Raw genomic sequence first — 23,673 nt, 5'->3', positions numbered from 1 at the left:
TTGCGCCGGATCGGATAGAGTGTCCGGTGCGGTAACGGACGGGAGACCGCTTCATCCAAGGGCTTTGAAGCCCGTGCCTCAGCGCGGCGCCCCGTCCGTTGTTCCATTGAACCCGAACAGTCGCGAGGGCCGCCTGGTGAGCCCGGTTGCGCAAGGATGGGTGCAGATGGACGCGATCTATGTTGGCATCGATGTATCGAAGGACCGGTTGGACGTTCATATGCGTCCGAGCGGAGAAGCATTTGCGGTCGCGCGCGACGGCAAGGGCTTGGAAGACCTTGTTGCGCGGCTTGTGGCCTGTCCGCCGACCCTGATCGGGGTGGAGGCGACTGGCGGCTTCGAGACGGTCGTCGCTGCGGCGCTGACCGGAGCGCAACTGCCGCTGGTCGTGATCAATCCGGCTCAGATCCGTCACTTCGCGCAGGCCGTCGGCCAGCGCGCCAAGTCCGATCCGATCGATGCCGCGGTGATCGCGCGGTTCGTCGAGGCGGTGAAGCCCGCTTTGCGCCCCGTCCCGGACGAGCAGGCTCGCTTGCTGGCCGAACTGGTTGCTCGCCGCCGGCAGATCATCGAGATGATCGTTGCGGAACGCCAGCGCGAGAAGCGGGCCGAGAATGTCCGCGTCCGCAAAAGCCTTGCTCGCCACATCAAGGTCCTCGAGAAGGAGCTGCCGGAGATCGACAACGACATCGATACACTGGTACGCGGCTCGCCGGCCTGGCGGGACAGGGAAGACTTGCTGATCACCTTTCCCGGGGTTGGCAACACGCTCGCACGCACCTTCCTTGCCGAGGTGCCTGAGCTGGGCGCGCTCAATCGTCGCCAGATCGCAAGCCTCGCCGGGCTTGCTCCCTTCGTCCGTCAGTCCGGCCGATGGAAAGGCAGGAGTAAGATCGGTGGCGGACGCACCGCCTTGCGGGCAGCTCTTTACATGGCCGCCCTGTCGGCCATCCGATGCCACCCGCAGCTCAAGCTCTTCTATCGCCATCTCGTGAGCGCCGGGAAGCCGAAAATGGTCGCCCTCATCGCCGTTGCCCGCAAGCTCATCACCGTCCTCAACGCCATGCTCAGGGATCGAAAACCATGGCAACCCGCTTGACAAAGAACACAGTCGCTGAGGTGCGAGCGGCGCGAGCCTCGAAGGATGCACGGCCCCCGCTGCTACAGCCGGGCCGCCGCCCTTCGAGGGCCGCTGAAGGCGCGGCCACCTCAGGGTGACGGGAGATAGAGTGGGCGCGGTGGCTCCACATCGTCATTGCGAGCGCAGCGAAGCAATCCAGAATCCCTCCGCGGTGGCAGTCTGGATTGCTTCGTCGCTTCGCTCCTCGCAATGACGGGGAGGTCGCCTCAAACCGCTGCCAGCTTCCGGTACAGCGCGCTGTAACTGCCGGCCGATATGCTCCAGGAGAACGATCGTCCCATCGCGCTGCGGCGCATGGTGTCGAGCTGGTCATGCGCCATGAAGGCCCCGAAGGCGCGGCGGACGCCGCCGAGGAAGGACGCTCGCGAGGGCTGCGAGAACAGGAAGCCGGTCTCGCCATCGGTGATGGTCTCGGCAAGGCCGCCGGTCTGGTGACCGATCGGCAGCGAGCCGAAGCGCTGGGCGTACATCTGGCTGAGCCCGCACGGTTCGAAGCGCGACGGCATCAATGTGAAATCGCTGCCCGCGAAGATGCGCCGCGCCTGGGCGTCGTTGAAGCCGATCGTGACCCCGATCGCGTCGGGGCGGCGACGATGCGCGTCGATCAGCGCCTGCTCCAGCGCGGGCTCGCCGGAGCCGGTGACCACGATCTGCCCGCCGGCATCGATGATCTCGTCGGCGGCCGACAGCACGAGGTCGATACCCTTCTGGTGCACGAGGCGTGCGACGATCGCGAACATCGGGCCGCGCGACACCGCGAGCCCGAACTGCTTGCGCACGTAATCCGCATTGGCCTTCTTGCCGACCCAGTCACCGGCGCCGAACTGCTGGGCGAGCTGGGCGCAGGAGCGCGGGTCCCAGCTCTCGTCGATGCCGTTGAGGATGCCGGTGAGCTCGGCCGCGTCGGAGCGGACACGAAGCAGGCCCTCGAGGCCGCAGCCGAATTCCTCCGTCGTGATCTCGCGTGCATAGGTGCCGCTGACGGTGGTGAGGTGCGAGGCATAGACCAGCCCGGCCTTGAGGAAGGAGAGCTGGTCGTAGAACTCGACGCCGTCGATATGGAAGGAGCTCTCGGGGACGCCGATCCGCCGCAGCGAGTCCTTCGGGAAGAGTCCCTGGTAGGCGAGGTTGTGGATGGTAAGGATCGACGGCAGCTTGGCCCCGCGCCAGGCGAGATAGGCCGGCACGAGCGAGGCCTGCCAGTCATTGGCATGGATCAGGTCTGCTGCCCAATTCTTGTCCAGCTTGCCCATGGCCAGCTCAGCGGCTGCCGAGGCAAAGCGCGCAAAGCGGATGTCGTTGTCCGGCCAGTCGTGTCCGGACTCGTCGCCATAGGGATTGCCGGGCCGGTCGTAGAGTTGTGAGCACAACAGCACATAGACCGGCAGCCCGTCCCTGGTCGCGGCACGGCCGAGCGAGCAGGCGGGCATCTCCGCAAAAGCCGGGCAGCGGCCAACGATCTGAATATGCGTGAGTTGTTCGATGATGTCGCGATAGCCGGGGAGCATCACCCGGATATCGGCGAGCGGCCGAAGCGCCCTGGGAAGCGCAGCGGAAACGGCGCCGAGCCCGCCAACGCGGACGAAATCGTCCATCTCGGTTGTGACGAACAAGACCCTCAAGAACAGCTGCCCTCTTCCGATCCCGTTTGCTGCTATGCAAGAACGGGTCCAGTTGTCCCGGAATTCCCAAGCCCGCCCGCAAGACGCGTCCGTTCGGTAAAGACTTTCCTACTCAGCCGCCGCCCTCTAGGGTCGGCGCATCAACAAGAGAGAACTTCGATAGTTCCTAAGAGGCCGAGGGGCGCAGGCAGGCATGCAGTTAGCAGATAAGCATGAGGGGACGACGACAAAGGCCTTCGCTGGCCTCAGGGTCCTGGATTTTTCGACCACCATCGCCGGTCCCCACTGTGCGCGGATGCTTGCCGACATGGGCGCCGAGGTCATCAAGATCGAGACCGACGGCGGCGAGACGATGCGGACCCGGCCGCCGCTGCGCAAGGGGTGCAGCACCGTGTTCGGCCAGCTCAATGTCGGCAAGAAAAGCGTGGTGCTCGACCTCAAGTCCGAGGAGGGCAAGGAAGCGGTGCGCCGGCTGGCCGCGACCGCCGATATCCTGGTCGAGAACTTTCGCCCCGGCGTGATGCGCCGCCTGCGGCTCGACTATGACAATCTGCGGCCGCTCAACCCGCGGCTGATCTATTGCTCGATCTCGGGCTACGGCCAGAGCGGCCCCTCGGCCGAACTGCCGGCCTACGCGCCGGTGATCCATGCGGCTTCGGGTTATGATATGGCGCATCTCGCCTACCAGCCCGGCCGCAACCGTCCAGACTATTGCGGCATCTACCATGCCGACGTCGTCACCGGCACCTACGGTTTTGGCGCGATTGCCTCGGCCCTGTATCAGCGCACGGTGACCGGCCTCGGCCAGCACCTCGACGTCTCCATGCTGGAATCGATGCTGACCCTGACGGTGATCGAGTTGCAGAGCTCGCAATTCGCAGTGAAGCCGCCGCCGCGCCCGATGTTCGGCCCGACCGAGACGGCGAGCGGCTATGTCATGATCACGGTCGCCAGCGAGAAGACATTTCAGTGCCTGATGGGCGTGATCGGCCGCCCCGAATGGATATCCGACGCGCGCTTCTCCACCTACGCCGCGCGGCGCGAGAACTGGGCCGACATGATGGACGGTGTCGAGGCCTGGTCGAAACAGCTTTCGACGGATGCGTGCCTCGTCGCATTGGGCGGGGCCGGCGTGCCGGCCTCGGCCTATCGCACCGTGTCCGAGGCGCTGTCCGATCCGCAGCTCGCGCACCGGCAGGCGCTCTCGTCTGTGGAGGACGAAGGTGGCTCGTTCCAGGTGCTCAATTTGCCGTTCCGGATGTCGGGCGCCGACACCACGCCCGCCAAGCAGATGTCCGTGCTCGGCGAGCACACCGATGCGCTCCGCGACGAGGTCGGCCTCGCCAGCAAGGCGCCAATTCCGTCAGGCAAAACAGCCACGACGCGCTGAGCGGATTGCGCCGCGCGCGTGCGGCATTTGATCTCTCGTGTGTTCCTCTTGCCGTGGCGAGCATTTGTCGCCAATCTCGCGTTCGAGTCATTCAACGATCCGAAACATCGGACGAGGGATCCCGGGAGGAACCATGACGAACATTGTTGCCGCAGCGCGCAATTGCGCGCCGATTTTCCTTGTTGCGGCATTTGCGCTTGTCTCGCCTGCGCAGGCGCAAAAGTCGGGCGGCAGCATCACCGTCGGCCAGGAGATGGACATTTCGGGCTTCGACCCGCTCAAGGTCGGCGTCTACGATACCTCGACCAACACGGCCGCGGCCGCGATCTTCGACACGCTGACCACGCTCGACGACAAGGGCGAGGTCGCGCCGAAACTCGCGGTGTCCTGGACGCATTCCGACGATTACAAGAGCTGGACCTTCAAGCTGCGCGAGGGCGTGAAATTCCACGACGGCACGCCGTTCAATGCGCAGGCCTTCAAGGAGAATTTCGACCGGCAGAAGGACCCCGCCAACAAGTGCCGCTGCGCCTTCTACATCAGCACCGTCAAGGAAGTGCTGGCGCCGGACGAATACACCATCGTCTACAATCTGACCGATCCCGCCGTGAACCTGCCGGCCACGATCACCATCCAGAGCTCGAACAACGTCATTCATTCGCCGACGGCCTGGAAGACCAAGGGCGCCGACTACAATCGCAATCCCGTCGGCACCGGTCCCTACATCCTGAAATCATGGACCGCCGGCGACCGCATGGTGCTGGAGAAAAACCCGGACTACTGGAACAAGGGCCGCCCCTATCTCGACCGCATCATCCTGAAGCCGCTGCCCGACGCGCAGTCGCGCTTCGCATCGCTGCAATCGGGCGAGGCCGACATCATCTGGGATGACGAGAACGACGCCGACAACATCATGAGGGCGCAGAAGGACTCCAAGCTGACCGTGCACACCTACAAGGGCTCGGGGGCGCAGGTCTACGCTTTCAACACCAAGGTGGCGCCGTTCGACGACGTCCGCGTGCGTCAGGCTCTGGTGATGTCGATCGACCGTCCAAAGATGTCGCAGGCGATCAGCAACGGCCTGAGCCGCCCCGCGAGCAATCCCTACGGCGACGGCTCCTGGGTCAAGTGCAAGGACGACGGCGCGCTGCCGTTCGACGTCGAGAAGGCCAAGGCGCTGCTCAAGGATTACGGCAAGCCGGTCGAGTTCAAGATGCTGGTGACCGCGACGCCCCGCGGCCGCATGATCGGCCAGGTGCTGCAGCAATTCTGGAAGCGTGCCGGCGCCAACATGGAGATCGAGCAGGTCGATCAGGCCACGATCCCGCCGCGTGCCTTCACGCGTCAGTTCCAGCTCGTGCCCTGGCGCATCGTCGATCTCGCCGACCCCGATCCGCAGATGTATGCGAACTTCCGCAGCGGCAGTCCGTTGTCGCTGGCGAACTTCGTCGATCCGGAGCTGGACCGGCTGCTCGACCATTCGCGCGTCAGCGCGGATATCGGCCAGCGCACCAACGATTATTGCGCGATCAGCCGCCTGATCAACAAGGAGGCGATCTGGTTCTGGACCTTCCAGAATACGTACTACGCGCTATCGAGCGCCAAGCTGAAGGGCTTTCCCAAGATCTACAACGGCGTGATCGACGTCTCCTCCACCTGGCTGGAATGACCGCGCGATGCTGACCTTCGTGGTGCGGCGGCTGCTTGCCATCCTGCCGGTGTTGCTCGCGGTCTCGCTGCTGACCTTCCTGATCGCCTCGCTACTGCCGGGCGATCTCGCCTATGTCATCCTCGGCGACCAGGCGACGCCGGAGAATGTCGCCGCGCTGCGCCATGACATGGGGCTCGACCAGCCGCTGTGGTGGCGTTATCTGAGCTGGCTCGGGCATGTGCTGCAAGGCGATCTCGGCCGCTCGTTCCGCACCGGGCAGACGGTGCTGCAAGCGGTTGCCGAGCGCTTTCCGGTCTCGCTCCAGCTGATGCTGATGGCCGAATTCATCGGGCTCCTGATCGGCGTCCCCGTCGCGATCGCCTGCGCCGCGCGCGCCGGCGGCGCGTTCGACCGCTTCATGACCGGCAGCGCGTTTGCGATGCTGTCGATGCCATCCTTTCTGGTGGCGATCCTGTTGATCTATCTGTTCGCCGTCGAGCTGCGCTGGCTTCCGGCGACCGGCTATGTGCCGTTCACCGAGGCGCCGCTCGGCAATTTGCGCTTCTTCGTGCTGCCGGCGTTGACGCTGGCGCTTGCGGAATGGCCGGGCATCATGCGGGTGCTGCGCTCCGACATGATCGCGACCTTGCAGGAGGACTATATCGCGCTGGCGAAGGCAAAGGGCCTCAAGCCTGCGCGCATCCTGTTCGTGCACGCGCTGAAACCTTCGTCGCTGACGCTGGTGACGGTCACGGGCATCAATATCGGCCGCCTGCTCGGCGGTACGCTGATCGTGGAATCGATCTTCGCGCTGCCCGGCATCGGCCGGCTGCTGGTCGGTGCGATCTACACCCGCGACCTCGTCATCCTCCAGGGCGTGGTGCTGCTGGTCGCCTGCGGCTTCGTCATCGTGAATTTCATCGTCGACATGCTCTACGCCGTGCTCGATCCGAGGATCCGCCATGGCCACGCTTGAGCTTTCCATCCAGGACGAGGCGTCCGCGCCCGTCCGCCGCAGGCGCGGGCCCGGCCTGTTGTTCTGGTTCGCGAGCGCCTGGCTCGCGATTGTCCTGACGCTCGCGATCCTCGCGCCGGTGCTGCCGCTGCAGAATCCTGTAGACATGGACATGCTGGAGCGCCGTGCCGCGTTCTCCGGGGAACACTGGCTCGGCACCGACGGGCTCGGCCGCGACGAATTCGCCCGCCTGATCTTTGGCGCGCGCGTCTCGCTGACGGTGGGGCTGATCGCGCCGATGATCGGCCTTGCGCTCGGCGGCGCGCTTGGTCTCCTCGCCGGCTATTTCCGTGGTCGGTTCGAGACGCTGGTGGTCGGCAGCATGGACGTGCTGCTGGCCTTTCCGCCGCTGATCTTCGCACTCGCAGTGGTCGCTTATCTCGGCCAGTCGATTCCCAATCTCACCATCATCCTCGGAGTCCTCGGCATTCCCGCCTTCATGCGGGTGGCGCGCGCGGCGACGCTGACGTTGGCGCGGCGCGAATTCGTGATCGCAGCCGAGGCGCTGGGGGCCAGCCATGCGCGCATCCTGTTGCGCGAGCTGCTGCCGAACGTGATCCTGCCGCTGCTGGCCTTCTTTCTGCTCGGCGTCGCCGTCACCATCGTGGTCGAGGGCGCGCTGTCCTTCCTCGGTCTCGGCGTGCCGCCGCCGATGGCGAGCTGGGGCAGCATGATCGGCGAAGGGCGCGACAGCCTCGACATCGCGCCGCGGCTCGCCTTCCTGCCGGCAGCGGCGCTGTTTTTGACCGTGCTGGCCTTCAACCTCGTCGGCGACACCTTGCGGGCCCTGACCGACCCGCGTCAGGGGGCACTGTGAGCGCGCCGCTGCTGACCATCGAGGACGTCGCGGTCGAGCTGCCGACCCCGCGCGGCAATTTGCGCGCCGTGGATCATGTCGATTTGTCGCTGGAGGCGGGGCGCACGCTCGGCATCGTCGGCGAATCCGGCTGCGGCAAGACCATGCTGTCACGCGCGGTGCTTCAGCTTCTGCCGAAGAAGGCGAAGCTCACGGGCCGCGTGATGTTCGACGGCGAGGATCTGGTGCGGCTCGACGCGGAGCGGCTGCGCCACCTGCGCGGGCGCGATCTCGCAGTCGTGTTCCAGGACCCGATGACATCGCTCAACCCGGTGCTCACCATCGGCACCCAGTTGATGGAGACGATCCAGGAGCACCTCGAGCTCGATGCCCCGGCGGCGCGAAAGCGCAGCATCGAGCTGCTCGCCGCTGTCGGCATTCCCGCGCCGGAGCAGCGGCTCGCGCAGTATCCGCATCAATGTTCCGGCGGCATGCGCCAGCGCATCGCGATTGCGATCGCGCTGTCCTGCGAGCCGAAACTGTTGATCGCGGACGAGCCGACCACGGCGCTCGACGTCACGATCCAGGCGCAGATCCTCGATCTGCTGGCGCGCGAGCAGCGCCGCCGCCACATGGCGATGATCATCATCACCCACGATCTCGGCGTCGTCGCAGGCCGCGCCGACGAGGTGGCGGTGATGTATGCGGGCAGGGTGGTCGAACGCGCGCCGACGCAGGCGTTGTTCAAGCGCATGCACATGCCCTACACCGAGGCGCTGCTGGCGGCGATTCCGAAGCTGGAGACCGCGCCGCATACGCCGCTGCCTGCGATCTCCGGCCGTCCGCCCGATCCGACCCGGCCGCTGAAGGGCTGCTCATTTGCGCCGCGCTGCCGCTATGCCGCAGGGCGGTGTCATGAGGCCAAGCCCGAGCTGAAGGGCGCCGAGATGCCTGGACATCTCTATGCCTGCTTCCATCCGATCCAGATGGCGGAGGAGGTCGGCGCATGATGCAGCTTGCCGTGCGCGATGAGCCGCTCCTGAACGTCGACAATCTCGTCGTCGAATATGGTCTCGGCAACAAGACGGTGCACGCGGTCTCCGGCGTTAGCCTCCAGGTCGCGCGCGGCGAGACGCTGGGACTGGTCGGCGAATCCGGCTGCGGCAAGTCGACGCTGGGGCGCGCGGTCCTGCAATTGCGGCGCGCCAAGTCCGGCCGCGTGCTGTTCGACGGCGAGGATCTCACCGCGATGGAGGGCGAGGCGCTACGCAAGATGCGTCGCCGCGTGCAGTTGATTTTCCAGGATCCGATCGCCTCGCTCAATCCGCGGCGGCGTATCGGCGACATCGTGGCCGAGCCGCTCATCATCGCCGGCGTCAAGGATGCCACCGAGCGCAAGCGGCGCGTCCACGAGGTGCTCGGCGCGGTCGGGCTCGACCCTGATCTCGTGGCGGGCCGCCTGCCGCATGAATTCTCCGGCGGCCAGTGCCAGCGCATCTGCATCGCGCGCTCGCTGGTGCTCAACCCGGAGTTCATCGTCTGCGACGAGCCGGTCTCGGCGCTCGACGTCTCCATTCGCGCGCAGATCCTCAATCTGCTCGAGGAGATGAAGGCGCGCTTCGGCCTGACGCTGCTGTTCATCGCGCACGACCTCGCGGTGGTCAAAGCGGTCAGCGACCGCGTCGCGGTGATGTATCTCGGCCGGCTCTGCGAGGTCGGGCCATCGGAGCAATTGTTCGCGAAGCCCGCGCATCCCTATACCGGGCTCTTGTTGCAGGCGATCCCGGTGCCTGATCCGGATGTCCGTCCCGCGGAGAGTGTGGCGACCGGCGAGCCGCCATCGCCGATTGCGCCTCCGTCCGGCTGCCGCTTCCGCACCCGCTGCCCCCGGGCCGACCAGCGATGCAGCGCGGAGATACCGGAGTTGCGCGAGGTCGCGCCCGGCCAGTTCGCGGCTTGCCACTATCCGCTGGCCTAAACCAGAGCCCCGTTCCGATGCGATCGGAACGGGGCTCTAGATCCTCATTTTGAGGCGTTTTCCTTACGCGAACCGGTATCCACTTCGCTCGAAAACGCTGTAAGACGGCAGCGGATTTGTTTCGCCCCGCCGGTCATGGCATGGTGGCGTGACAACGAGAAGCATGCGGGAGAACGCCGATGAAGAGTTTCAAGGTTGCCGATTTCAAGGCACCGCTGCAGGAGTTCGACGAGGCCACGCCGCAGCCGTCGGGCACGCAGGTGCTGATCAAGGTGAAGGCCGCCGGCGTCTGTCACAGCGACCTCCACATCTGGGAAGGCGGCTACGATCTCGGCCATGGCCGCAAGCCGCTGTCGCTGAAGGATCGCGGCATCAATCTGCCACTGACCATGGGTCACGAGACCGTTGGCGAAATCGCAGCCTTCGGTCCCGACGTGAAACCGACCGACCAGGGCGATCTCAAACTCGGCGACGTCGGCCTGGTCTATCCCTGGATCGGTTGCGGCAAGTGCGCCACGTGCCTCGCCGGTGACGAGAACATGTGCCTGACGCCGCGCTCGCTCGGCGTCTATTGCGACGGCGGCTATTCCGATCACATGCTGGTGCCGCATCCGCGCTATCTGCTCAATCTGAAGGGGCTCGACCCGGCGACCACCGCGCCCTATGCCTGCTCGGGCGTCACCACTTACAGCGCGCTGAAGAAGGTCGAGCAGCATTTTGACACGCCGATCGTGATGTTCGGCGCCGGCGGTCTCGGCCTGATGGCGCTGTCGCTGCTGAAGGCAATGGGCGGCAAGGGCGCGATCATGGTCGACATCGACGCCAGGAAGCGCGAGGCCGCGGAAAAGGCCGGCGCGCTTGCGACCGTCGATCCCAAGGCACCGGACGCGCTGGAGCAGCTTGCCAAGAAGGCGGGCGGGCCGATCCGCGCCGTGATCGATCTCGTTGGCAATGCCGCCACGACGCAGCTCGGCTTCGATTGCCTGACCAAGGGCGGCAAGCTCGTCATCGTCGGCCTGTTCGGCGGCGGTGCGACCTGGGCGCTGCCGCTGATTCCGATCAAGGCGGTGACTATCCAGGGCAGCTATGTCGGAAACTTGCGCGAGACGCAGGAGCTGCTCGATCTTGTGCGCGCGAAGAACGTGCCGCCGATCCCGGTGACGAAGGCGCCGCTCAACCAGGCCAACGATGCGCTGGTGCAATTGCAGCAGGGCGCGGTGGTCGGTCGCACGGTGCTGACGCCGTAATAAACGCTCTCTCCTCCGTCATTACGAGCGAAGCAATCCAGAAATCCCTCCGCGGACACAGTCTGGATTGCTTCGTCGCTTCGCTCCTCGCAATGACGAGCCACACCTTTCTTCACGCAGAGATCTCCCATGTCCGCAAACAACGCCTTCCACATTGCCGTGCTCGCCGGCGACGGCATCGGTCCCGAAGTCATGGCGCCGGCCATCGAAGTCCTGCGCAAGATCGAGGCGAAGTCCGGCTTGAGCTTCCGCTTCACCGAGGCGCCGGCGGGCGCAACCAATTATCTTGCGACCGGCAAGTCGATGCCTGATAGCACCATCAAGCTCTGCGAGGAGGCCGACGCGATCCTGCTCGGCGCCTGTGGCCTGCCGTCGGTGCGCTATCCCGACAATACCGAGATCGCGCCGCAGATCGAGCTGCGCTTCATCTTCGACCTCTATGCCGGCGTGCGCCCGGCGCGGCTCATTCCGGGTGTGCCGAGCCCGATCGTCGGCGCCGACCAGCGCGGCATCGATCTCGTCGTGATCCGCGAATCCACCGAAGGCCTGTTCGCCTCGATGGGCAAGGGCGTCGTCACCCATGAGGACGCGCGCGAGACCATGGTGATCACGCGCAAGACCTCCGAGCGCCTGTTCGAGTTCTCGTTTCGCCTCGCCGAGCGGCGCAAGGCACGCGGCAAGCCGGGGATGCTGACCTGTGTCGACAAGGCGAACGTGTTCAAGGCCTTTGCCTTCTTCCGCGGCATTTTTGACGAGATCGAGAAGAAGCATCCGAACGTGAAGACGGACCGGCTCTACGTCGATGCCTGCTCGGCGATGCTGGTCAAGCGGCCCTGGGATTTCGACGTCATGGTGATGGAGAACATGTTCGGCGACATCGTCTCCGACATCACCGCGAGCCTGATCGGCGGCCTCGGCATGGCGCCGTCTGCCGACATCGGCGACAAATACGCCGTGTTCCAGCCCTGCCATGGCACTGCGCCCGACATCATGGGGCAGGGCAAGGCCAATCCCACCGGGATGATCCTGTCGGCGGCGATGATGCTGGACTGGCTCGCAGACAAGCACGGCGTCGAGAGCGCGGCGGAAGCCGGCGAGACGATCGAGCGCGCGGTGGATCAGGTCTACGCCGGCGGCATCAAGCCGATGGAGTTTGGCGGCAGCAACGGCACGGCCGACATCACGAAGGCGGTGCTGGGAGCGCTGTAGTCAGAACGCCAAGAGAGAAGGGGCCTCTCGGCCCCTTTGTCGTTCACCAGCGACGCCAGTGGCGGTGGCCGTAATAGCCGTATGGCCGTGGGCCGTAGAAGCGGCGCGGGCCGCCGTAATAGCCGTAAGCACCATAATAGTTCGGACGCCACCAGCAGCGGCCCCATTGATTACAGACCATGCGGACCTGATCGATGTTTGCGGCCGGCCCGCTCGCGACGCGATCGGCCTGCGGAATGCCATTCGGCATCGCCGCGAGCACCTCTCCCGAGGCGAGTGCAGCACCGCCCAAGGCAGCCAGACCAAGAACAGCAAACCTGAATTTCATCGTAGACTCCCATCATTGATGTCGGGAGAACCTGCGGCGGATCAAATGGTTGCTACCGCGCTGCGAACGGCTGAGGAATTTAATTTTCCTGAATGAAGGTTCAGGTTGGCTGATCTACAGAGTTCCAGGTTGCGGCGTTCGACGTAGCGAGCGATCTGCCCGCCGTCGTCATTGCGAGCGCAGCGAAGCAATCCAGAGTCTTTCCGCGGTGGGATTCCGGATTGCTTCGCTGCGCTGGCAATGACGGAAGAGTCACTTCCCCCTGAACTGCGGCTTGCGCTTTTCCATGAAGGCCTGCCGGCCTTCGCGAAAATCCGCACTGTCCATGCAAGCCGTGCCGATCGCCTTGATCGCATCCATGTCGCGTGCGCTTTCGTCCTTCAGCACCTCTGCGATGGTGATCTTGGCAGCCTTGATCGCGAGTGGCGCGTTCTGCGAGATCGTCTGCGCGATCGCCATCGTCTCACCCCACAGCTCATTGATCGGGAACAAGCGCTCGACGAGACCGATGCGCAGCGCCTCGGCGGAATCGATGCGCATGCCCGTGTACATCAGAAGCCGCGCCCAGGACGGGCCGACCAGCGACACCAGATGCTTCAAGCCGTCATAGCCATAGGCGATGCCGAGCCTGGCCGCGGGAATGCCGAACTGGCTGCCATGTGCGGCGAGGCGGATGTCGGCGAGCATCGCAACCTGCATGCCGCCGCCGAGGCAAAAGCCCTCGATGCAGGCGATGGTCGGCTTGGGATAGTCGGCGAACAGCGCGCGCTGGGCGGCGCTGCGCTTGGCGTATTCCTCGGACGCCGCCGCGTTGTGACGGGACTTCTCGAACTGGCTGATGTCGGCGCCGGAGACGAATGCCTTGCCGCCGGCACCGCGCAGGATCACGACCCGCACCGTGTCGTCGTCGCGCAACGCTGTCAGCGCCTCGCCAAATCCCGCCCACATCTCCAGCGACATCGCGTTGCGCTTGTCGGGATTGTTGAAGGTGATCACGCCGATGCCGTCGATGATCTGCTTGAGGATCTTGCCGTCGGCATGGGGTGTTTCGGTCGTAATGGAAATGTCAGGCATCGCGCGCTCGCTTGTCGTAGGCCGGGCGCAATGTGCGGCCGGGGTGCGGCCCGGGTCAACCGCGACGAGGGACGCGGCTTTGCATCCGCCTGTGCCGCGATTGCATGGCGCGAGAAGCGGTTATTCCTTGAGCATGATCTTTTCGGAAAACCGCTGCACACTTTTCCGGATGATGCTCTACTGCGTTACGTGCATGTGCGAGGTCAGCGGGTGGCTGCCGGCATTGCTGAAGAACGCTGCCTCTTCGGCGGTGGCCTCCAGCAACTGCTCGTCCTGGTTATAGACGTCGTTGCGGAACTGGACGGTCTGGTCCTTGGTCATCCATGCCGTGAGGTAAATCCAGGCCACCGGCACCTTCTTCGCCATGGTGACCTCGAGGTGCTCGCCGCTGGCAATCTCAGCATCGATCGCGGCGCGGCTCCATTTCGGCTGGTCCTTGAGCAGCCAGGCGGCGAGATCGCGCACATTGTCGACGCGCGAGCAGCCGTGGGAATCGAAACGGTAGTCGTCGCTGAACAGATTGCGCTGGTTGGTGTCGTGCATATAGACCGAATAGGAGTTCGGCATGTCGATCTTCACCGCGCCAAGAGCGTTGAAGGTGCCGTTGTGCTGGCGCACGGTGAAGTTCGGTGTGTGCGTGCCCGACCAGTCGACCGCATGCGGATCAATCGGATTGTCGTGGGCGTCGAGCACCTCCATGTGCATGCGCGACAGGTAGGTCGGATCCTTGCGCATATGCGCCGAGATCTCGGTCTTTGCGATCGAGGACGGCACCGTCCAGGTCGGATTGAGCACGACGCCGGTGATCTGGGCCGTCAGCGTCGGCGAGGGCTTTTCGGTCTTGCCGACGATCACGCGATAGCGCCGCACCACGACGTCGTTCTCGACCGCTTCGGCAAAGGCGGCGGGGATGTTGACCACGACATAGCGCTGGCCGAAGCCGAAATTCATGTTCTCGAGCCTCTGAAGCGAAGCCTCCAGCTGCCGGATGCGCTTTTGCACCGGAACGTTCATCGCTGCGATCGTGCGCGGCGTCATGGTGCCGGTCGGCGCCAGGCCATGACGGGCCTGGAAGCGCTTTACGGCGTCTCCGAGATCCTGGTCGAAGGCGCCGCTCGTCTTGTCGGCTGCGAGATCGCCGGAGAGGATTAGTCGCTTGCGCAATTGATCGTCATTGGTGCCCTGGACGCCGGCTGCGAACTTGGCCTCCGCCGGGATCGTCGGCCAGCCGCCGCGCACGGCAAGATCGGAATAGCTCAGCGCTGCATCCCTGATCCTCTGGGCGCTACCCTCGTCATAGGTTGGCTCGTGCGTCAATGCGAGCGCCGCGGCGGAGCGGCTCTCTGCCGTCGAAGCTGGCGCGGCAGCCTTAGGCGCAGCGGCATGGGCCGGGTTCGCCGCTGCGGGCATCGTACCGGCCGCCGTTGCCGGCCTGGGGCCTGCCTGCCCCGTGGTTTCGGTTTGCGCCAGCGCAGAGGCGCTCGCGAGCACGCCGACGGCAACGATCATCGCATGGCGTTTCGACATGAGTCCCATCTTCCCCATGAGGACGAGGCCCGGACGGGCGCTCGCATTGGCAATTCCCGGCCGCCGCGCGCCGCGTGCGCCGATTCGCAAAATCGGCGGGAAGCTGGAGCCTCGGAGTTGAGGCCCCCATTAGGCACGGCAGTCGAAAGCCCCGCGCGTCCGATGCGGGGCTTCTCGATTGGGTCGCGGCAGGGGCGGGATGGGTTCGCGAATTCCGCGGAGAATGGCGGGCAGATCGCCAGGAAATCTGCAAGAAGCAGCCCGCAAAGAAAAAGAGGCGGCTAGGCCGCCCCGGAAAGAGAGCCGCGCGCAAGCGCGCGGGCTGGGTCTCGTTCAATCCGGCCGCGCCCCCGTGACGCGGCGGATTGAACATCGGCCGTAGAGGTCAGAGCCCCGATCGGCTCAGCCCTCGTTCGCCGCGATCGATTCCATCAGCGAGACGAGCTGACGCTGCACCGTCTGGTCCTTGATCTTGCTGTAGGCGCGCAGCAGGCGGAGGCTGAAGGCCGAATCGAGGAAGAGCAGGCTCTCGACTTCGCGCGCCTTGTTGTCGCCGTCATAGAAGAAGGTCACGGGCACATCGAGGGCGGTGGCGATCTGCTGAAGCCGAGCCGCGCCGACGCGATTGACGCCCTTCTCGTATTTCTGGACCTGCTGGAAGCTCACGCCGAGTTTCTCGCCGAGCTCGGCTTGCGAGATCTTCATCTCGACGCGCCGCAGACGGATCCGCTTGCCAAGCTCAATGTCCGGCTTGCCGGCACTGCGCTGCTTCATTCTTTTCGCCGCTGTTTTCATACTCGTTCTCACCGTTGTTCTTCGGTTGAAAATCCCCCGAAGAGCTGGGTCAGGGGTTCGCCCATATACACGTCCTTGAATTCATGCGGATGCACGAACTCCTCCTTAAACCACGGGAATCGCGCCGGATTGAAAGCTTCGATCAGCCAGTCAATCATGTGCCGCACGCGTGGAATCCGGCCGCTACCAGGGTGGTAGGACAACCAGATATCCAGCGGCCTGTTCAGCTCGACCTCCAGTGGAATCAACTTCCCGCCAAGCGCAATGGCGTAGCTCGGGAATACGCCGATGCCGGCGCCATTCGCGACCGCCCAATAGTTGGCGCTCGAGACGTTGGTCTTCATGACCAGAAGGTCACGTTCCGGAACGCCTGGGAAGAAGCTCTCGAAGGTTTCCTTGGCGGCGAGCTGGTCGGCGAATTGCAGCACCAGGCGGTGCTTGATCAATTCGAGCGCCGAGCGCGGCGTGCCATATTTCTCGAGGTATTTTTCCGAAGCCCAGAACATCAGGTGCATGCGGCCGAGCCGCACCAGCTTGACGTCGAGCGCCGAGGGCCGTGATAGATGGATGGCGACGTCGGCCTCGTGCCGCGAGACGTCGGCCGAGCGCATCGCGCAATGCAAGTCGACCAGGATCTTCGGATAGGCCTGCTGGAATTCGACCAGCCGCGGGGCGAGCCAGAACGTCCCGAGACCCTCGGTCACGGCTACACGGACTTCGCCGGACAAGGCGTTGGCCGTCGAATCGCTGGCGCGCAGCACGTCGAAGGCAGCCGCCTCCATGCGCTCGACAGCGGAGACCACCAGTGCACCTTCATCGGTCAGGTGAGTGCCGTGGACGTCGCGGGTGAACAGGGTGGTACCGGTCTGGCGCTCGAAATCATCAATCCGGCGGCGGACGGCGTTGATCGACAGCGACAGGCGTTCAGACGCCGAGCGAAAACTGCCGCATCGAACGACTTCCAAGAATATGCGGGCCGCGTCCCAATCGGAGAGGCCGCTGATGTTGATCTTTGGGCGTTCCTCCAGTGGAACGCCCCTTTCCGCCAAGGAGTGCATACAAGTCCCTTCGGGTTGCTAAACTGGCAGAATTGGGCGGAAACCACAACCACTGCGGGTTGGGGAACGGCGAGTTTTGAACGCCAACCTTACCGCTGCGTGGGGGTGGTATCCGAGTGCTACCAAGACTGGGAATCGGACGGACTAGCGTCCGAATGAGGGGTGTGGCGTGAGTTCCGTTGCGAGCCCTGAAATGGCTGCAGGATTGTCGGCGCTTTCCGTCACGAACGTCCCTGCGCGAGGATTGCCGCCCCGCGGAATGAATCAATCATACAGCGCCACGCGCTTGGGTCTCGGCCGCCACGACAATGGCCTCCCGCGCAACGGCGCGATGTTCGCCGGAACCACATTTTTCAGGCAGAAACACACTGAAATCATATTCGGAGGCGTGGGTGCCTCGTGTTATTCTCGGTATCCCACGGGGGCCGAGGGGATCACCACAAACCCGTCTCGCAAGCCGAATTAACGGAAAGAACGCCGGTGTCGCATTCAGACGAACAATTGCAGTCGGTGCTGGAAACGCTTGAGGAGTGCCGCAAGGTTCTCAACGAGGTGAACAGCCGCGAGTCGGCCGAATTGCTGTCCATCGTCATTCTCGACGTGCGGATGAAGCTCAAAGGAATTGACAGTGCCGATCTCAAGGCGCTGTGCGACGAAATGCTGCGCAGCGCCGGAAACGAGCCGCAGCCCCCCTCCAAGCAGACGCAGGACCAGCCCCGGCGTCCGCTGCTCCGCGTGGTGAAGTAGCCGCGCCGCCGAGTCTCGCTTTTTGGCGAGGTTTGTGCGCGTCCCGATGCCGCATCTGTGATCGCAGACGGCATCGGGAGGAGCCTGGTTTTGTGCGCCTCTGTTGCGCATTCTTAGGCATCGGCTACACCAGAGCCGGTTCGGCTCCGGCCCGCGCGCATTCCCGGCGCGCGGCCCAAGAGCCTGAGATGGCTCCGACTGCATCATGCAAAATGTCTCGATCCCGGCGGCGCTGATTGCCGGCCTCGTCAGCTTCCTCTCTCCTTGCGTTCTGCCTCTGGTTCCGCCCTATCTGATCTATCTCACGGGCGCGACGATCGAGCATGTCGAGAGCAAGGAGCCGGACTCGGCCTCCAAGCGCGCGATCATGATGGCGGCGCTGCTGTTCGTGCTCGGTTTCTCCACGGTATTCGTGGCGCTCGGCGCCAGCGCCTCGCTGATCGGCGGGCTGATCCGTGCCTGGTCGGCCGAACTGTCGATCCTCGCCGGCATCGTCATCATCGTCATGGGCCTGCACTTCCTGGGCCTGACGCGGATCGGCCTGTTGATGCGCGAGGGGCGCATGACCGCGCCCAAGCCCGTCGGCCTGTGGGGCGCCTACGTGATGGGCCTCGCCTTCGCCTTCGGCTGGACGCCGTGCATCGGCCCGATCCTCGCCGCGATCCTCTCGATCGCCGCGGCCGAAGCCACGGTGACCAAAGGCGCCGGCCTGCTCGCGGTCTATTCCGCGGGCCTCGGTATTCCCTTCCTGATCGCCGCCCTGATGATCGAGCAGTTCTCGAAGCTGTTCGCGCGCATGAAAGGCCAACTCGTCAATGTCGAGCGCGCCATGGGCGTCCTGATGGTGATCACCGGCATCGGCTTCCTCACCGGCGCGGTCTCGAATGTCAGCATCTGGCTGCTGGAGACGTTTCCGGCGCTCCAGACGATCGGTTAGGAACTCACCGCGAAGCGCGCCAGCGCCTCGCGGTCGATCTCGATGCCGAGACCAGGGCCGTCGGGAACGCGCACGATACCCTTCGCGTGCTCGATCGGCTCTTTCAAAATCGCCTGCCGGATCGGATGCTCGGTGCGGTCGAATTCTAGCATGGGCTCCAGCGGCGCCAGCGAGGTCGGCGTGTGTGACGGCAGCACGGCGAGAAGCTGGAGCGAGGCTGCGATCGCAATCCCGGTGCCCCAGACATGGGGATTGTAGCGGATGCCGAACGTCTCACTCATGTCGGCGATCTTCTTGCACTCGGAGAGGCCGCCGGCCGCGCAGGTGTCGGGCTGGGCGATGTCGAGAGCATGGGAGGCGAACAGGTCGCGGAAGCCGAAGCGCGTGAACTCGCACTCGCCGCCGGCGATCGGAATCGTCAGCGCGGATCGCACGGCGCGATAGCCCGCGACGTCCTCCGGCGGCACCGGCTCCTCGAACCAACCGATGTCGCAGGGCTCGATCAGGCGGCCGAGCCGGATCGCCGCGACGGCGTCATAGGCGTGGTTCGCATCGACCATCAGCGCGACATCGGGGCCGATCGCCTCGCGCACCGCGCGCGTGATCGCGGCGTCCTCCGCGATACCGAAGCCGACCTTCAGCTTCACGGCGCGGAAACCCTCCGCGGCATAGCCGGCTGCTTCCTCCGGCAGATATTCGAGCGGGTCACCCGATCTGCGCCGGTAGAGGCCGGTCGCATAGGCGGCAACCTCCTTGCGCGCGGCGCCGCCGAGAAGCTGATGCGCGGGCACGCCAAAATGCTTGCCCTTGATGTCCCATAACGCAATGTCGATGCCGCTCAGGCCCTGGATCACGACCCCCTTCTGGCCGTGATCGCGCAAGCGTGCGTAGACCGTCTGCCACAGCACGTCGGTACGCAGCGGATCCTCTCCGATCAGCCAGGGTGCGATGCTCTGCACCACTGCCGCCGTCATCCGCGCGGGCCCGTAGCATTCGCCCCAGCCGGTCAGGCCGTCATCCGTCTCGATCTCGACCAGCATCGCGGTGCGCGTGTCGTACCAGGCGCGCGAATAGGCGAAGGGCTGCGAGAGCTTCGCTTCGAGGAAGTGCGTACGTACTCTAGTGATCTTCATCGCCGATGTTCCTTCAATCCGTTCACCGCGCTTCGTCCAGCGCGCACACCACCGTGCAGACGACGCCGCGCGGCAGGAAGTCGACGGTTGCCTCGCCGCCGAGCTGGTCGCGCGCGCTGCGCTCGATCAGGCGCGAGCCGAAACCGCGCTGCACCGGGGCCGTCACCGGCGGTCCGCCGATCTCGCTCCAGATCAGCCGCAGTCGCGACTTCGGCGTGTCGGTGATGACCTCCCAATCCAGCGTCACCCGGCCGCTCTCGTTCGACAGTGCGCCGTATTTCGCGGCGTTGGTGGCGATCTCGTGCACCATCATCGACAGCACCACGGCGAGCCGCGGCGACAGCGGCACGGCGGGGCCGGCCATGCGGATGCGATCGGGATTGCTCAGCAGGAACGGCTGGAGCGCGCGCGCGATCACATCCCTCAGCTCCGCGCCCGTCCATTTCTCCTGGCTCAGGAGATTATGCGCCTCGGCGAGCGCACCGAGCCGTCCCTCGAACTTGGTCCGCTCGTCCCGGCTTGAACTTCGGAAGGTCTGCACCGCGATCGCCTGCATCAAGGCCAGCGTGTTCTTGACGCGATGGTTGAGCTCCTCGATCAGCAGATTGTGCAGCATCTCGCCGCGCGCGATCGTGGTCGCCATCCGCACCGCGAAGGTCAGGCCGGTCAGCAGCAGGATGCCGCCGATCAGGCTGGTGATCGCAATGTCGCGCCAGAGCGGGGCGATCAGCGAGCTCTCGGCGACACCGGCCACGACCGTCCAGCCGGTCAGCCGTGACCGCGTATAGGCGGTGGACAGCGCGACGCCGTCGAGCGAAACGCTGGAGAGCGTCGCCTCCGGCGTCCGAGCCATCGCATCGTTCAGTGCGCCGGAGGCCTGCTTGCCGAACGTCTCGGCCGGGTTTGGCGTGCGCGCGAACACGCGACCCTTGGTGTCCAGCAGCGACACCGTCCATTGATCGTTCGGCCGCTGCTGCTCGACCAGTTTCTGGAATGTCGCGATCGGCGGGCTGAAGGAGAGCGCGTAGACGACCTCATCGTTGCGCAGCACGGGAACTTCGACGGTCACGATCGGCCGTTTCTTGGTCGAGCCGATGAACAGGTCGGAATATTGCGGCGACTTGCTCGCAAATACCCGCTCGACGATCTCTCGATTGTTGCGGGGCGGCAGGTTTGTCGTTTCAGTCGTGACGGTCGAAAACAGCTGGCGCCCGCTCCCATCCGCCACCAACAGGACGCTGTCCTCGCCATACTGGCTGATGAACCCGGCCGCCAGCCGACGGAAGGCGTTGAAGTCACCGCTTTGCAAGGCGTTGCTGAGCGCCAGCACCTGCAAGCCGCCGGTCATCCGCTGCACTTCGGAATCGAACACGAGGCGCATGCTTCGCACCGTCTCCAGCACGCGTCGTGTCGCGTCGCTGCGGTCCTGGCGATAGTTGGAATAGGCGATGCCGACCGCAAAGACGATCAGCGGCAACATCGTTCCCGTGACCAGAAGAGCGAGCCGGACCGGCAGGGTGAGCTTTGACAAACGCGGGCGTCCCGGTTCCAGCGCAGCGGCGCCGGATTATGATTTTGGGGAGACCATACGGGTGGGACTTGCACTACGCCACGATTTTCGCGTCCGGCGAGCACGTCCGAGAGGGCATTTTGCGGCGCGGTCGCGGGTGTCCGCGCCTCAGGTCATGCCGATCGCCGTCAGCAAGAGGCACATGGCATAGACAGCTGCCAGACTGAGCCCGGCGATGCGGGCCTCTCGGTGAGAATCCATCGTGAACTCCAAGGCGTGCGACCGCCCAGGAGGGCGGCCGCGTCAGTCCGTCAGGTCTTGCCATCAGGTCTTGATCAATCGATTTCCTGCACGACCGTGCGCGAGCCAGGATCCACCAGCATCACGCGTTCGCCGGAGTAGACGTAGCGATACTTCGTCAGCGACGGACCCCAGTCCGCCGGCACGGCCTCGAGCTCGACGTCGCTCGGCACCGTCGCGCCGACGATGATCTTTTCCTTCGTCGTGACCGGATGGACGCGGTGCTCGGTGACATAGGATTTGATCCTGGTCCGGTACTGCGGCTCGATCTGAACCGCTGCCGCGTGACCGGTTCCGGTGGTGGTCACCACAGTGGATTGCGCGAAAGCGCCGGTCGACATCAGGACGGCCGCGGCGGATAGCAGGAACAGCTTCTTCATCTTCTCCTCCTCGTAAGTGGGCGCCGCAACAACAACTCACCCCGCAGGGTGTTCCGGCGCATAGGAACAAATTGCCATTTTTTCCCGTTTCCAAATCGGCCGGGTCGGAGTGCCCGGCGATTGGAGGAAGAGAAAATGAAGATAAAAATAGTGACTTCAGCGCTGATGCTTGCCGCATTTTCCCTGCCGGCGTTCGCGGCCGACGAGTTCTACGTCGTGCAGGACGTCAAGACGAAGAAGTGCACGGTCGTCGACAAGAAGCCGACCGAGACATCCATGACCGTCGTCAGCCCGTCCGGCACGATCTACAAGTCGCGCACCGAGGCTGAAAGCGGCATGAAGACCGTCAAGGTCTGCACGTCCAACTGAGGAGGATGACGCAATGCCTATTCTGATTTTGTGGGCCGTGCCCGCCGTTCTGGTGCTCGGCGGTGGAATTTATCTGATCGGTCACATGCACTAGGTCTGCGGCGGAAGGCGGGCGGACCCTCTGCGTGCAGCGCGCAGGTCCGCACGTCTTCCGTTCCTGCGAGAGTGGCAGGCCGCTCATACGGCCTGCCGCGCGCGGGCAGGGGCGCGCGAGTTGCAGTGCAACAGGTCGCGCAGACATGGCCCTGCGACGAAGAGTACCTCCAGGGCACGCGAATTGGCTTCCGTCCCGCCGTAGTTTTTCATACCCTCCCCGAACGCCGGCCGCGTGCCGGCTGCGCTCACGCCCCGGTTACAGGGGCGGAGCATCACAGGGAGGGGAGACGATGAAGCGAAGATCATTTCTCGCTGGTCTCGGTGCGACCACTGCGGCGGCTACGATTGGCATGCCGTCGATCCTCAGGGCGCAAGCGCCGATCACGCTGAACGGCGCGGTCCAGTTCAACGACGACCACGCCTTCAACCGGGCATTGATCCGGTTCGAGGAGCTGGTGAAGAAGTACTATGGCAAGCCCGTCAACTTCACCCTGCACAAGAACTCCTCGCTCGGCCTCGAGAAACAGTATTTCGAGTATATGTCGCAGGGCAAGGCGGTCGATTACGGCATCGTCTCGCCGGCTCACATGTCGACCTTCGCCAAGGCGGCTCCCTTCATCGATGCGCCCTTCGTGTTCAAGGGCATCGAGCACATGAACAAGGTCGTCGAAGCCAACATCCTGGCGCCGATCGCCGACGAAGTCGCGGCGAAAGCCGAGGTCGTCCTGATCGGTTATTCCGGCGGTGGCATCCGCAATATCTTCGCCAACAAGCCGCTCAAGAATCTCGCCGATCTCAAGGGCCTCAAGGTTCGCGTGCAGGGCGCGCCGATCTGGTCGAAGACCTTTGCGGCAGTCGGCATGAGCCCGACGGTGATCGCCTACAACGAAATCTACAACGCGATCCAGAACGGTGTGATATCGGCCGGCGAAAACGAAGCCGCCGGTGTCGAGGCGATGAAGTTCTACGAAGTGGCCCCCCATCTCAATTTGACCCAGCACGCCGTCTCGATCCGGCCGATCTGCTTCTCGGTGAAGACGTTGAAGACCTTGCCGAAGGATTTGCAGGACGCGATCATGAAGGCCGGCAAGGAAGCCGGCGACTACGGCCGTCAGCTTGAGTCGAGCGAAGAGGTGATCAAGCTCGACGCGCTTGAGAAGGCCGGCAAGCTCAAGCGCGTTCCGTTCGAGGAGCGGGACGCCATGAAGAAACTCGCCGATCCCGTGATGGCCACCTACGCCAAGGAAATCGGCGCGGAAGGCATTTTCGAGAAGATCAACGTCGCCTGACCTCTCCATGTCTACCGACGCAATATCGGGGCAAGCCTTGCGGCTTGCCCCTTTGGTGATGATCGCCACCGCGGAGCTCCA

At 64.5% G+C, this 23,673-nt stretch carries 22 protein-coding genes; 13 read left to right on the top strand and 9 right to left on the bottom strand.

The window, feature by feature from the left end:
* The first annotated feature begins 166 nt into the window (after positions 1-166).
* Positions 167-1,099: an IS110 family transposase gene (locus JQ627_RS05560; RefSeq protein WP_212483114.1), complete on the top strand. Its 933-nt coding sequence runs from the start codon at positions 167-169 to the stop codon at positions 1,097-1,099.
* 248 nt (positions 1,100-1,347) lie between these two features.
* On the opposite strand, the gene glgA is transcribed toward JQ627_RS05560, so the two are convergent.
* A complete protein-coding gene (glgA, locus tag JQ627_RS05555) occupies positions 1,348-2,763 on the bottom strand; it encodes a glycogen synthase GlgA (RefSeq protein ID WP_212483113.1) in 1,416 nt (471 codons plus the stop codon).
* 193 nt (positions 2,764-2,956) lie between these two features.
* On the opposite strand from glgA, the gene JQ627_RS05550 reads away from it, so the two are divergent.
* The 8 genes from JQ627_RS05550 to JQ627_RS05515 all read left to right on the top strand — a co-directional run bounded on the left by JQ627_RS05550 (position 2,957) and on the right by JQ627_RS05515 (position 12,049).
* Positions 2,957-4,153, top strand: coding sequence for a CaiB/BaiF CoA-transferase family protein (locus tag JQ627_RS05550; protein WP_212483112.1), 1,197 nt, complete (start codon positions 2,957-2,959; stop codon positions 4,151-4,153).
* A 133-nt stretch (positions 4,154-4,286) separates the two neighbouring features.
* Positions 4,287-5,822, top strand: coding sequence for an ABC transporter substrate-binding protein (locus JQ627_RS05545; RefSeq protein ID WP_212483111.1), 1,536 nt, complete (start codon positions 4,287-4,289; stop codon positions 5,820-5,822).
* Between the two features lie 7 nt (positions 5,823-5,829).
* Positions 5,830-6,780, top strand: coding sequence for an ABC transporter permease (locus JQ627_RS05540; RefSeq protein ID WP_212483110.1), 951 nt, complete (start codon positions 5,830-5,832; stop codon positions 6,778-6,780).
* Positions 6,767-7,636: an ABC transporter permease gene (locus JQ627_RS05535; RefSeq protein WP_212483109.1), complete on the top strand. Its 870-nt coding sequence runs from the start codon at positions 6,767-6,769 to the stop codon at positions 7,634-7,636. Before JQ627_RS05540 ends, JQ627_RS05535 begins: the two co-directional genes overlap by 14 nt.
* Positions 7,633-8,625 carry an ABC transporter ATP-binding protein gene (locus tag JQ627_RS05530; protein ID WP_212483108.1) on the top strand — a complete coding sequence of 331 codons (993 nt, stop codon included), beginning with the start codon at positions 7,633-7,635 and terminating at the stop codon, positions 8,623-8,625. The genes JQ627_RS05535 and JQ627_RS05530 overlap by 4 nt, the downstream gene beginning before the upstream one ends.
* Positions 8,622-9,593, top strand: coding sequence for an ABC transporter ATP-binding protein (locus JQ627_RS05525; RefSeq protein ID WP_212483107.1), 972 nt, complete (start codon positions 8,622-8,624; stop codon positions 9,591-9,593). The genes JQ627_RS05530 and JQ627_RS05525 overlap by 4 nt, the downstream gene beginning before the upstream one ends.
* 179 nt (positions 9,594-9,772) lie before the next feature.
* Positions 9,773-10,840, top strand: a complete 1,068-nt coding sequence (locus tag JQ627_RS05520; RefSeq protein WP_212483106.1) for an alcohol dehydrogenase — start codon at positions 9,773-9,775, stop codon at positions 10,838-10,840.
* A 129-nt stretch (positions 10,841-10,969) separates the two neighbouring features.
* Entirely contained in the window at positions 10,970-12,049 is a 1,080-nt protein-coding gene (locus tag JQ627_RS05515; protein ID WP_212483105.1) for an isocitrate/isopropylmalate dehydrogenase family protein, read from the top strand.
* A 43-nt stretch (positions 12,050-12,092) separates the two neighbouring features.
* On the opposite strand, the gene JQ627_RS05510 is transcribed toward JQ627_RS05515, so the two are convergent.
* The 5 genes from JQ627_RS05510 to JQ627_RS05490 all read right to left on the bottom strand — a co-directional run bounded on the left by JQ627_RS05510 (position 12,093) and on the right by JQ627_RS05490 (position 16,831).
* Positions 12,093-12,377 (bottom strand): hypothetical protein, encoded by a 285-nt coding sequence (locus JQ627_RS05510; RefSeq protein ID WP_212483104.1) that lies wholly within the window; start codon positions 12,375-12,377, stop codon positions 12,093-12,095.
* A 252-nt stretch (positions 12,378-12,629) separates the two neighbouring features.
* Positions 12,630-13,451, bottom strand: coding sequence for an enoyl-CoA hydratase (locus tag JQ627_RS05505; protein WP_212483103.1), 822 nt, complete (start codon positions 13,449-13,451; stop codon positions 12,630-12,632).
* Positions 13,452-13,628: 177 nt separating this feature from the next.
* Complete coding sequence (locus JQ627_RS05500) at positions 13,629-14,978, bottom strand: murein L,D-transpeptidase (protein ID WP_212483102.1); 1,350 nt, start codon at positions 14,976-14,978, stop codon at positions 13,629-13,631.
* A gap of 402 nt (positions 14,979-15,380) precedes the next feature.
* Complete coding sequence (locus JQ627_RS05495) at positions 15,381-15,752, bottom strand: helix-turn-helix domain-containing protein (RefSeq protein ID WP_212483101.1); 372 nt, start codon at positions 15,750-15,752, stop codon at positions 15,381-15,383.
* 29 nt (positions 15,753-15,781) lie between these two features.
* The gene (locus JQ627_RS05490) at positions 15,782-16,831 is read right to left on the bottom strand and encodes a LysR family transcriptional regulator (protein WP_212483100.1); all 1,050 of its coding nucleotides are present in this window, start codon (positions 16,829-16,831) and stop codon (positions 15,782-15,784) included.
* Positions 16,832-17,311: 480 nt separating this feature from the next.
* On the opposite strand from JQ627_RS05490, the gene JQ627_RS05485 reads away from it, so the two are divergent.
* Positions 17,312-17,578: a hypothetical protein gene (locus JQ627_RS05485; RefSeq protein ID WP_212483099.1), complete on the top strand. Its 267-nt coding sequence runs from the start codon at positions 17,312-17,314 to the stop codon at positions 17,576-17,578.
* 205 nt (positions 17,579-17,783) lie between these two features.
* A complete protein-coding gene (locus JQ627_RS05480) occupies positions 17,784-18,515 on the top strand; it encodes a cytochrome c biogenesis CcdA family protein (RefSeq protein ID WP_212483098.1) in 732 nt (243 codons plus the stop codon).
* Here the strand turns inward: JQ627_RS05480 and JQ627_RS05475 are convergent.
* The 3 genes from JQ627_RS05475 to JQ627_RS05465 form a co-directional block, all read right to left on the bottom strand.
* The gene (locus JQ627_RS05475; RefSeq protein WP_212483097.1) at positions 18,512-19,648 is read right to left on the bottom strand and encodes a mandelate racemase/muconate lactonizing enzyme family protein; all 1,137 of its coding nucleotides are present in this window, start codon (positions 19,646-19,648) and stop codon (positions 18,512-18,514) included. The genes JQ627_RS05480 and JQ627_RS05475 overlap by 4 nt on opposite strands.
* Before the next feature lie 22 nt (positions 19,649-19,670).
* Complete coding sequence (locus JQ627_RS05470) at positions 19,671-21,128, bottom strand: sensor histidine kinase (RefSeq protein WP_212483177.1); 1,458 nt, start codon at positions 21,126-21,128, stop codon at positions 19,671-19,673.
* 365 nt (positions 21,129-21,493) lie between these two features.
* Positions 21,494-21,838, bottom strand: coding sequence for a DUF1236 domain-containing protein (locus JQ627_RS05465; RefSeq protein ID WP_212483096.1), 345 nt, complete (start codon positions 21,836-21,838; stop codon positions 21,494-21,496).
* A gap of 135 nt (positions 21,839-21,973) precedes the next feature.
* Between JQ627_RS05465 and JQ627_RS05460 the strand changes: the two genes are divergently transcribed.
* A complete protein-coding gene (locus tag JQ627_RS05460) occupies positions 21,974-22,207 on the top strand; it encodes a hypothetical protein (RefSeq protein ID WP_212483095.1) in 234 nt (77 codons plus the stop codon).
* 386 nt (positions 22,208-22,593) lie between these two features.
* The gene (locus tag JQ627_RS05455; RefSeq protein WP_212483094.1) at positions 22,594-23,592 is read left to right on the top strand and encodes a TRAP transporter substrate-binding protein; all 999 of its coding nucleotides are present in this window, start codon (positions 22,594-22,596) and stop codon (positions 23,590-23,592) included.
* Positions 23,593-23,673: the final 81 nt, after the last annotated feature.

The sequence above is a fragment of the Bradyrhizobium liaoningense genome, assembly GCF_018130785.1.
Classification (GTDB): domain Bacteria; phylum Pseudomonadota; class Alphaproteobacteria; order Rhizobiales; family Xanthobacteraceae; genus Bradyrhizobium; species Bradyrhizobium liaoningense_A.
Note: the sequence above shows the minus strand (reverse complement) of the source record. Positions and strands in the feature narration are given on the sequence as shown.

What these genes read in the sequence shown, in the direction of transcription:
- JQ627_RS05560 (WP_212483114.1), top strand. Translation starts at nt 167, where the DNA reads ATGGACGCGATCTATGTTGGCATCGATGTATCGAAGGACCGGTTGGAC.
- JQ627_RS05550 (WP_212483112.1), top strand. Translation starts at nt 2,957, where the DNA reads ATGCAGTTAGCAGATAAGCATGAGGGGACGACGACAAAGGCCTTCGCT.
- JQ627_RS05545 (WP_212483111.1), top strand. Translation starts at nt 4,287, where the DNA reads ATGACGAACATTGTTGCCGCAGCGCGCAATTGCGCGCCGATTTTCCTT.
- JQ627_RS05540 (WP_212483110.1), top strand. Translation starts at nt 5,830, where the DNA reads ATGCTGACCTTCGTGGTGCGGCGGCTGCTTGCCATCCTGCCGGTGTTG.
- JQ627_RS05535 (WP_212483109.1), top strand. Translation starts at nt 6,767, where the DNA reads ATGGCCACGCTTGAGCTTTCCATCCAGGACGAGGCGTCCGCGCCCGTC.
- JQ627_RS05525 (WP_212483107.1), top strand. Translation starts at nt 8,622, where the DNA reads ATGATGCAGCTTGCCGTGCGCGATGAGCCGCTCCTGAACGTCGACAAT.
- JQ627_RS05520 (WP_212483106.1), top strand. Translation starts at nt 9,773, where the DNA reads ATGAAGAGTTTCAAGGTTGCCGATTTCAAGGCACCGCTGCAGGAGTTC.
- JQ627_RS05515 (WP_212483105.1), top strand. Translation starts at nt 10,970, where the DNA reads ATGTCCGCAAACAACGCCTTCCACATTGCCGTGCTCGCCGGCGACGGC.
- JQ627_RS05510 (WP_212483104.1), bottom strand. Translation starts at nt 12,377, where the DNA reads ATGAAATTCAGGTTTGCTGTTCTTGGTCTGGCTGCCTTGGGCGGTGCT.
- JQ627_RS05505 (WP_212483103.1), bottom strand. Translation starts at nt 13,451, where the DNA reads ATGCCTGACATTTCCATTACGACCGAAACACCCCATGCCGACGGCAAG.
- JQ627_RS05500 (WP_212483102.1), bottom strand. Translation starts at nt 14,978, where the DNA reads ATGTCGAAACGCCATGCGATGATCGTTGCCGTCGGCGTGCTCGCGAGC.
- JQ627_RS05495 (WP_212483101.1), bottom strand. Translation starts at nt 15,752, where the DNA reads ATGAAGCAGCGCAGTGCCGGCAAGCCGGACATTGAGCTTGGCAAGCGG.
- JQ627_RS05490 (WP_212483100.1), bottom strand. Translation starts at nt 16,831, where the DNA reads ATGCACTCCTTGGCGGAAAGGGGCGTTCCACTGGAGGAACGCCCAAAG.
- JQ627_RS05480 (WP_212483098.1), top strand. Translation starts at nt 17,784, where the DNA reads ATGCAAAATGTCTCGATCCCGGCGGCGCTGATTGCCGGCCTCGTCAGC.
- JQ627_RS05475 (WP_212483097.1), bottom strand. Translation starts at nt 19,648, where the DNA reads ATGAAGATCACTAGAGTACGTACGCACTTCCTCGAAGCGAAGCTCTCG.
- JQ627_RS05470 (WP_212483177.1), bottom strand. Translation starts at nt 21,128, where the DNA reads ATGTTGCCGCTGATCGTCTTTGCGGTCGGCATCGCCTATTCCAACTAT.
- JQ627_RS05465 (WP_212483096.1), bottom strand. Translation starts at nt 21,838, where the DNA reads ATGAAGAAGCTGTTCCTGCTATCCGCCGCGGCCGTCCTGATGTCGACC.
- JQ627_RS05460 (WP_212483095.1), top strand. Translation starts at nt 21,974, where the DNA reads ATGAAGATAAAAATAGTGACTTCAGCGCTGATGCTTGCCGCATTTTCC.
- JQ627_RS05455 (WP_212483094.1), top strand. Translation starts at nt 22,594, where the DNA reads ATGAAGCGAAGATCATTTCTCGCTGGTCTCGGTGCGACCACTGCGGCG.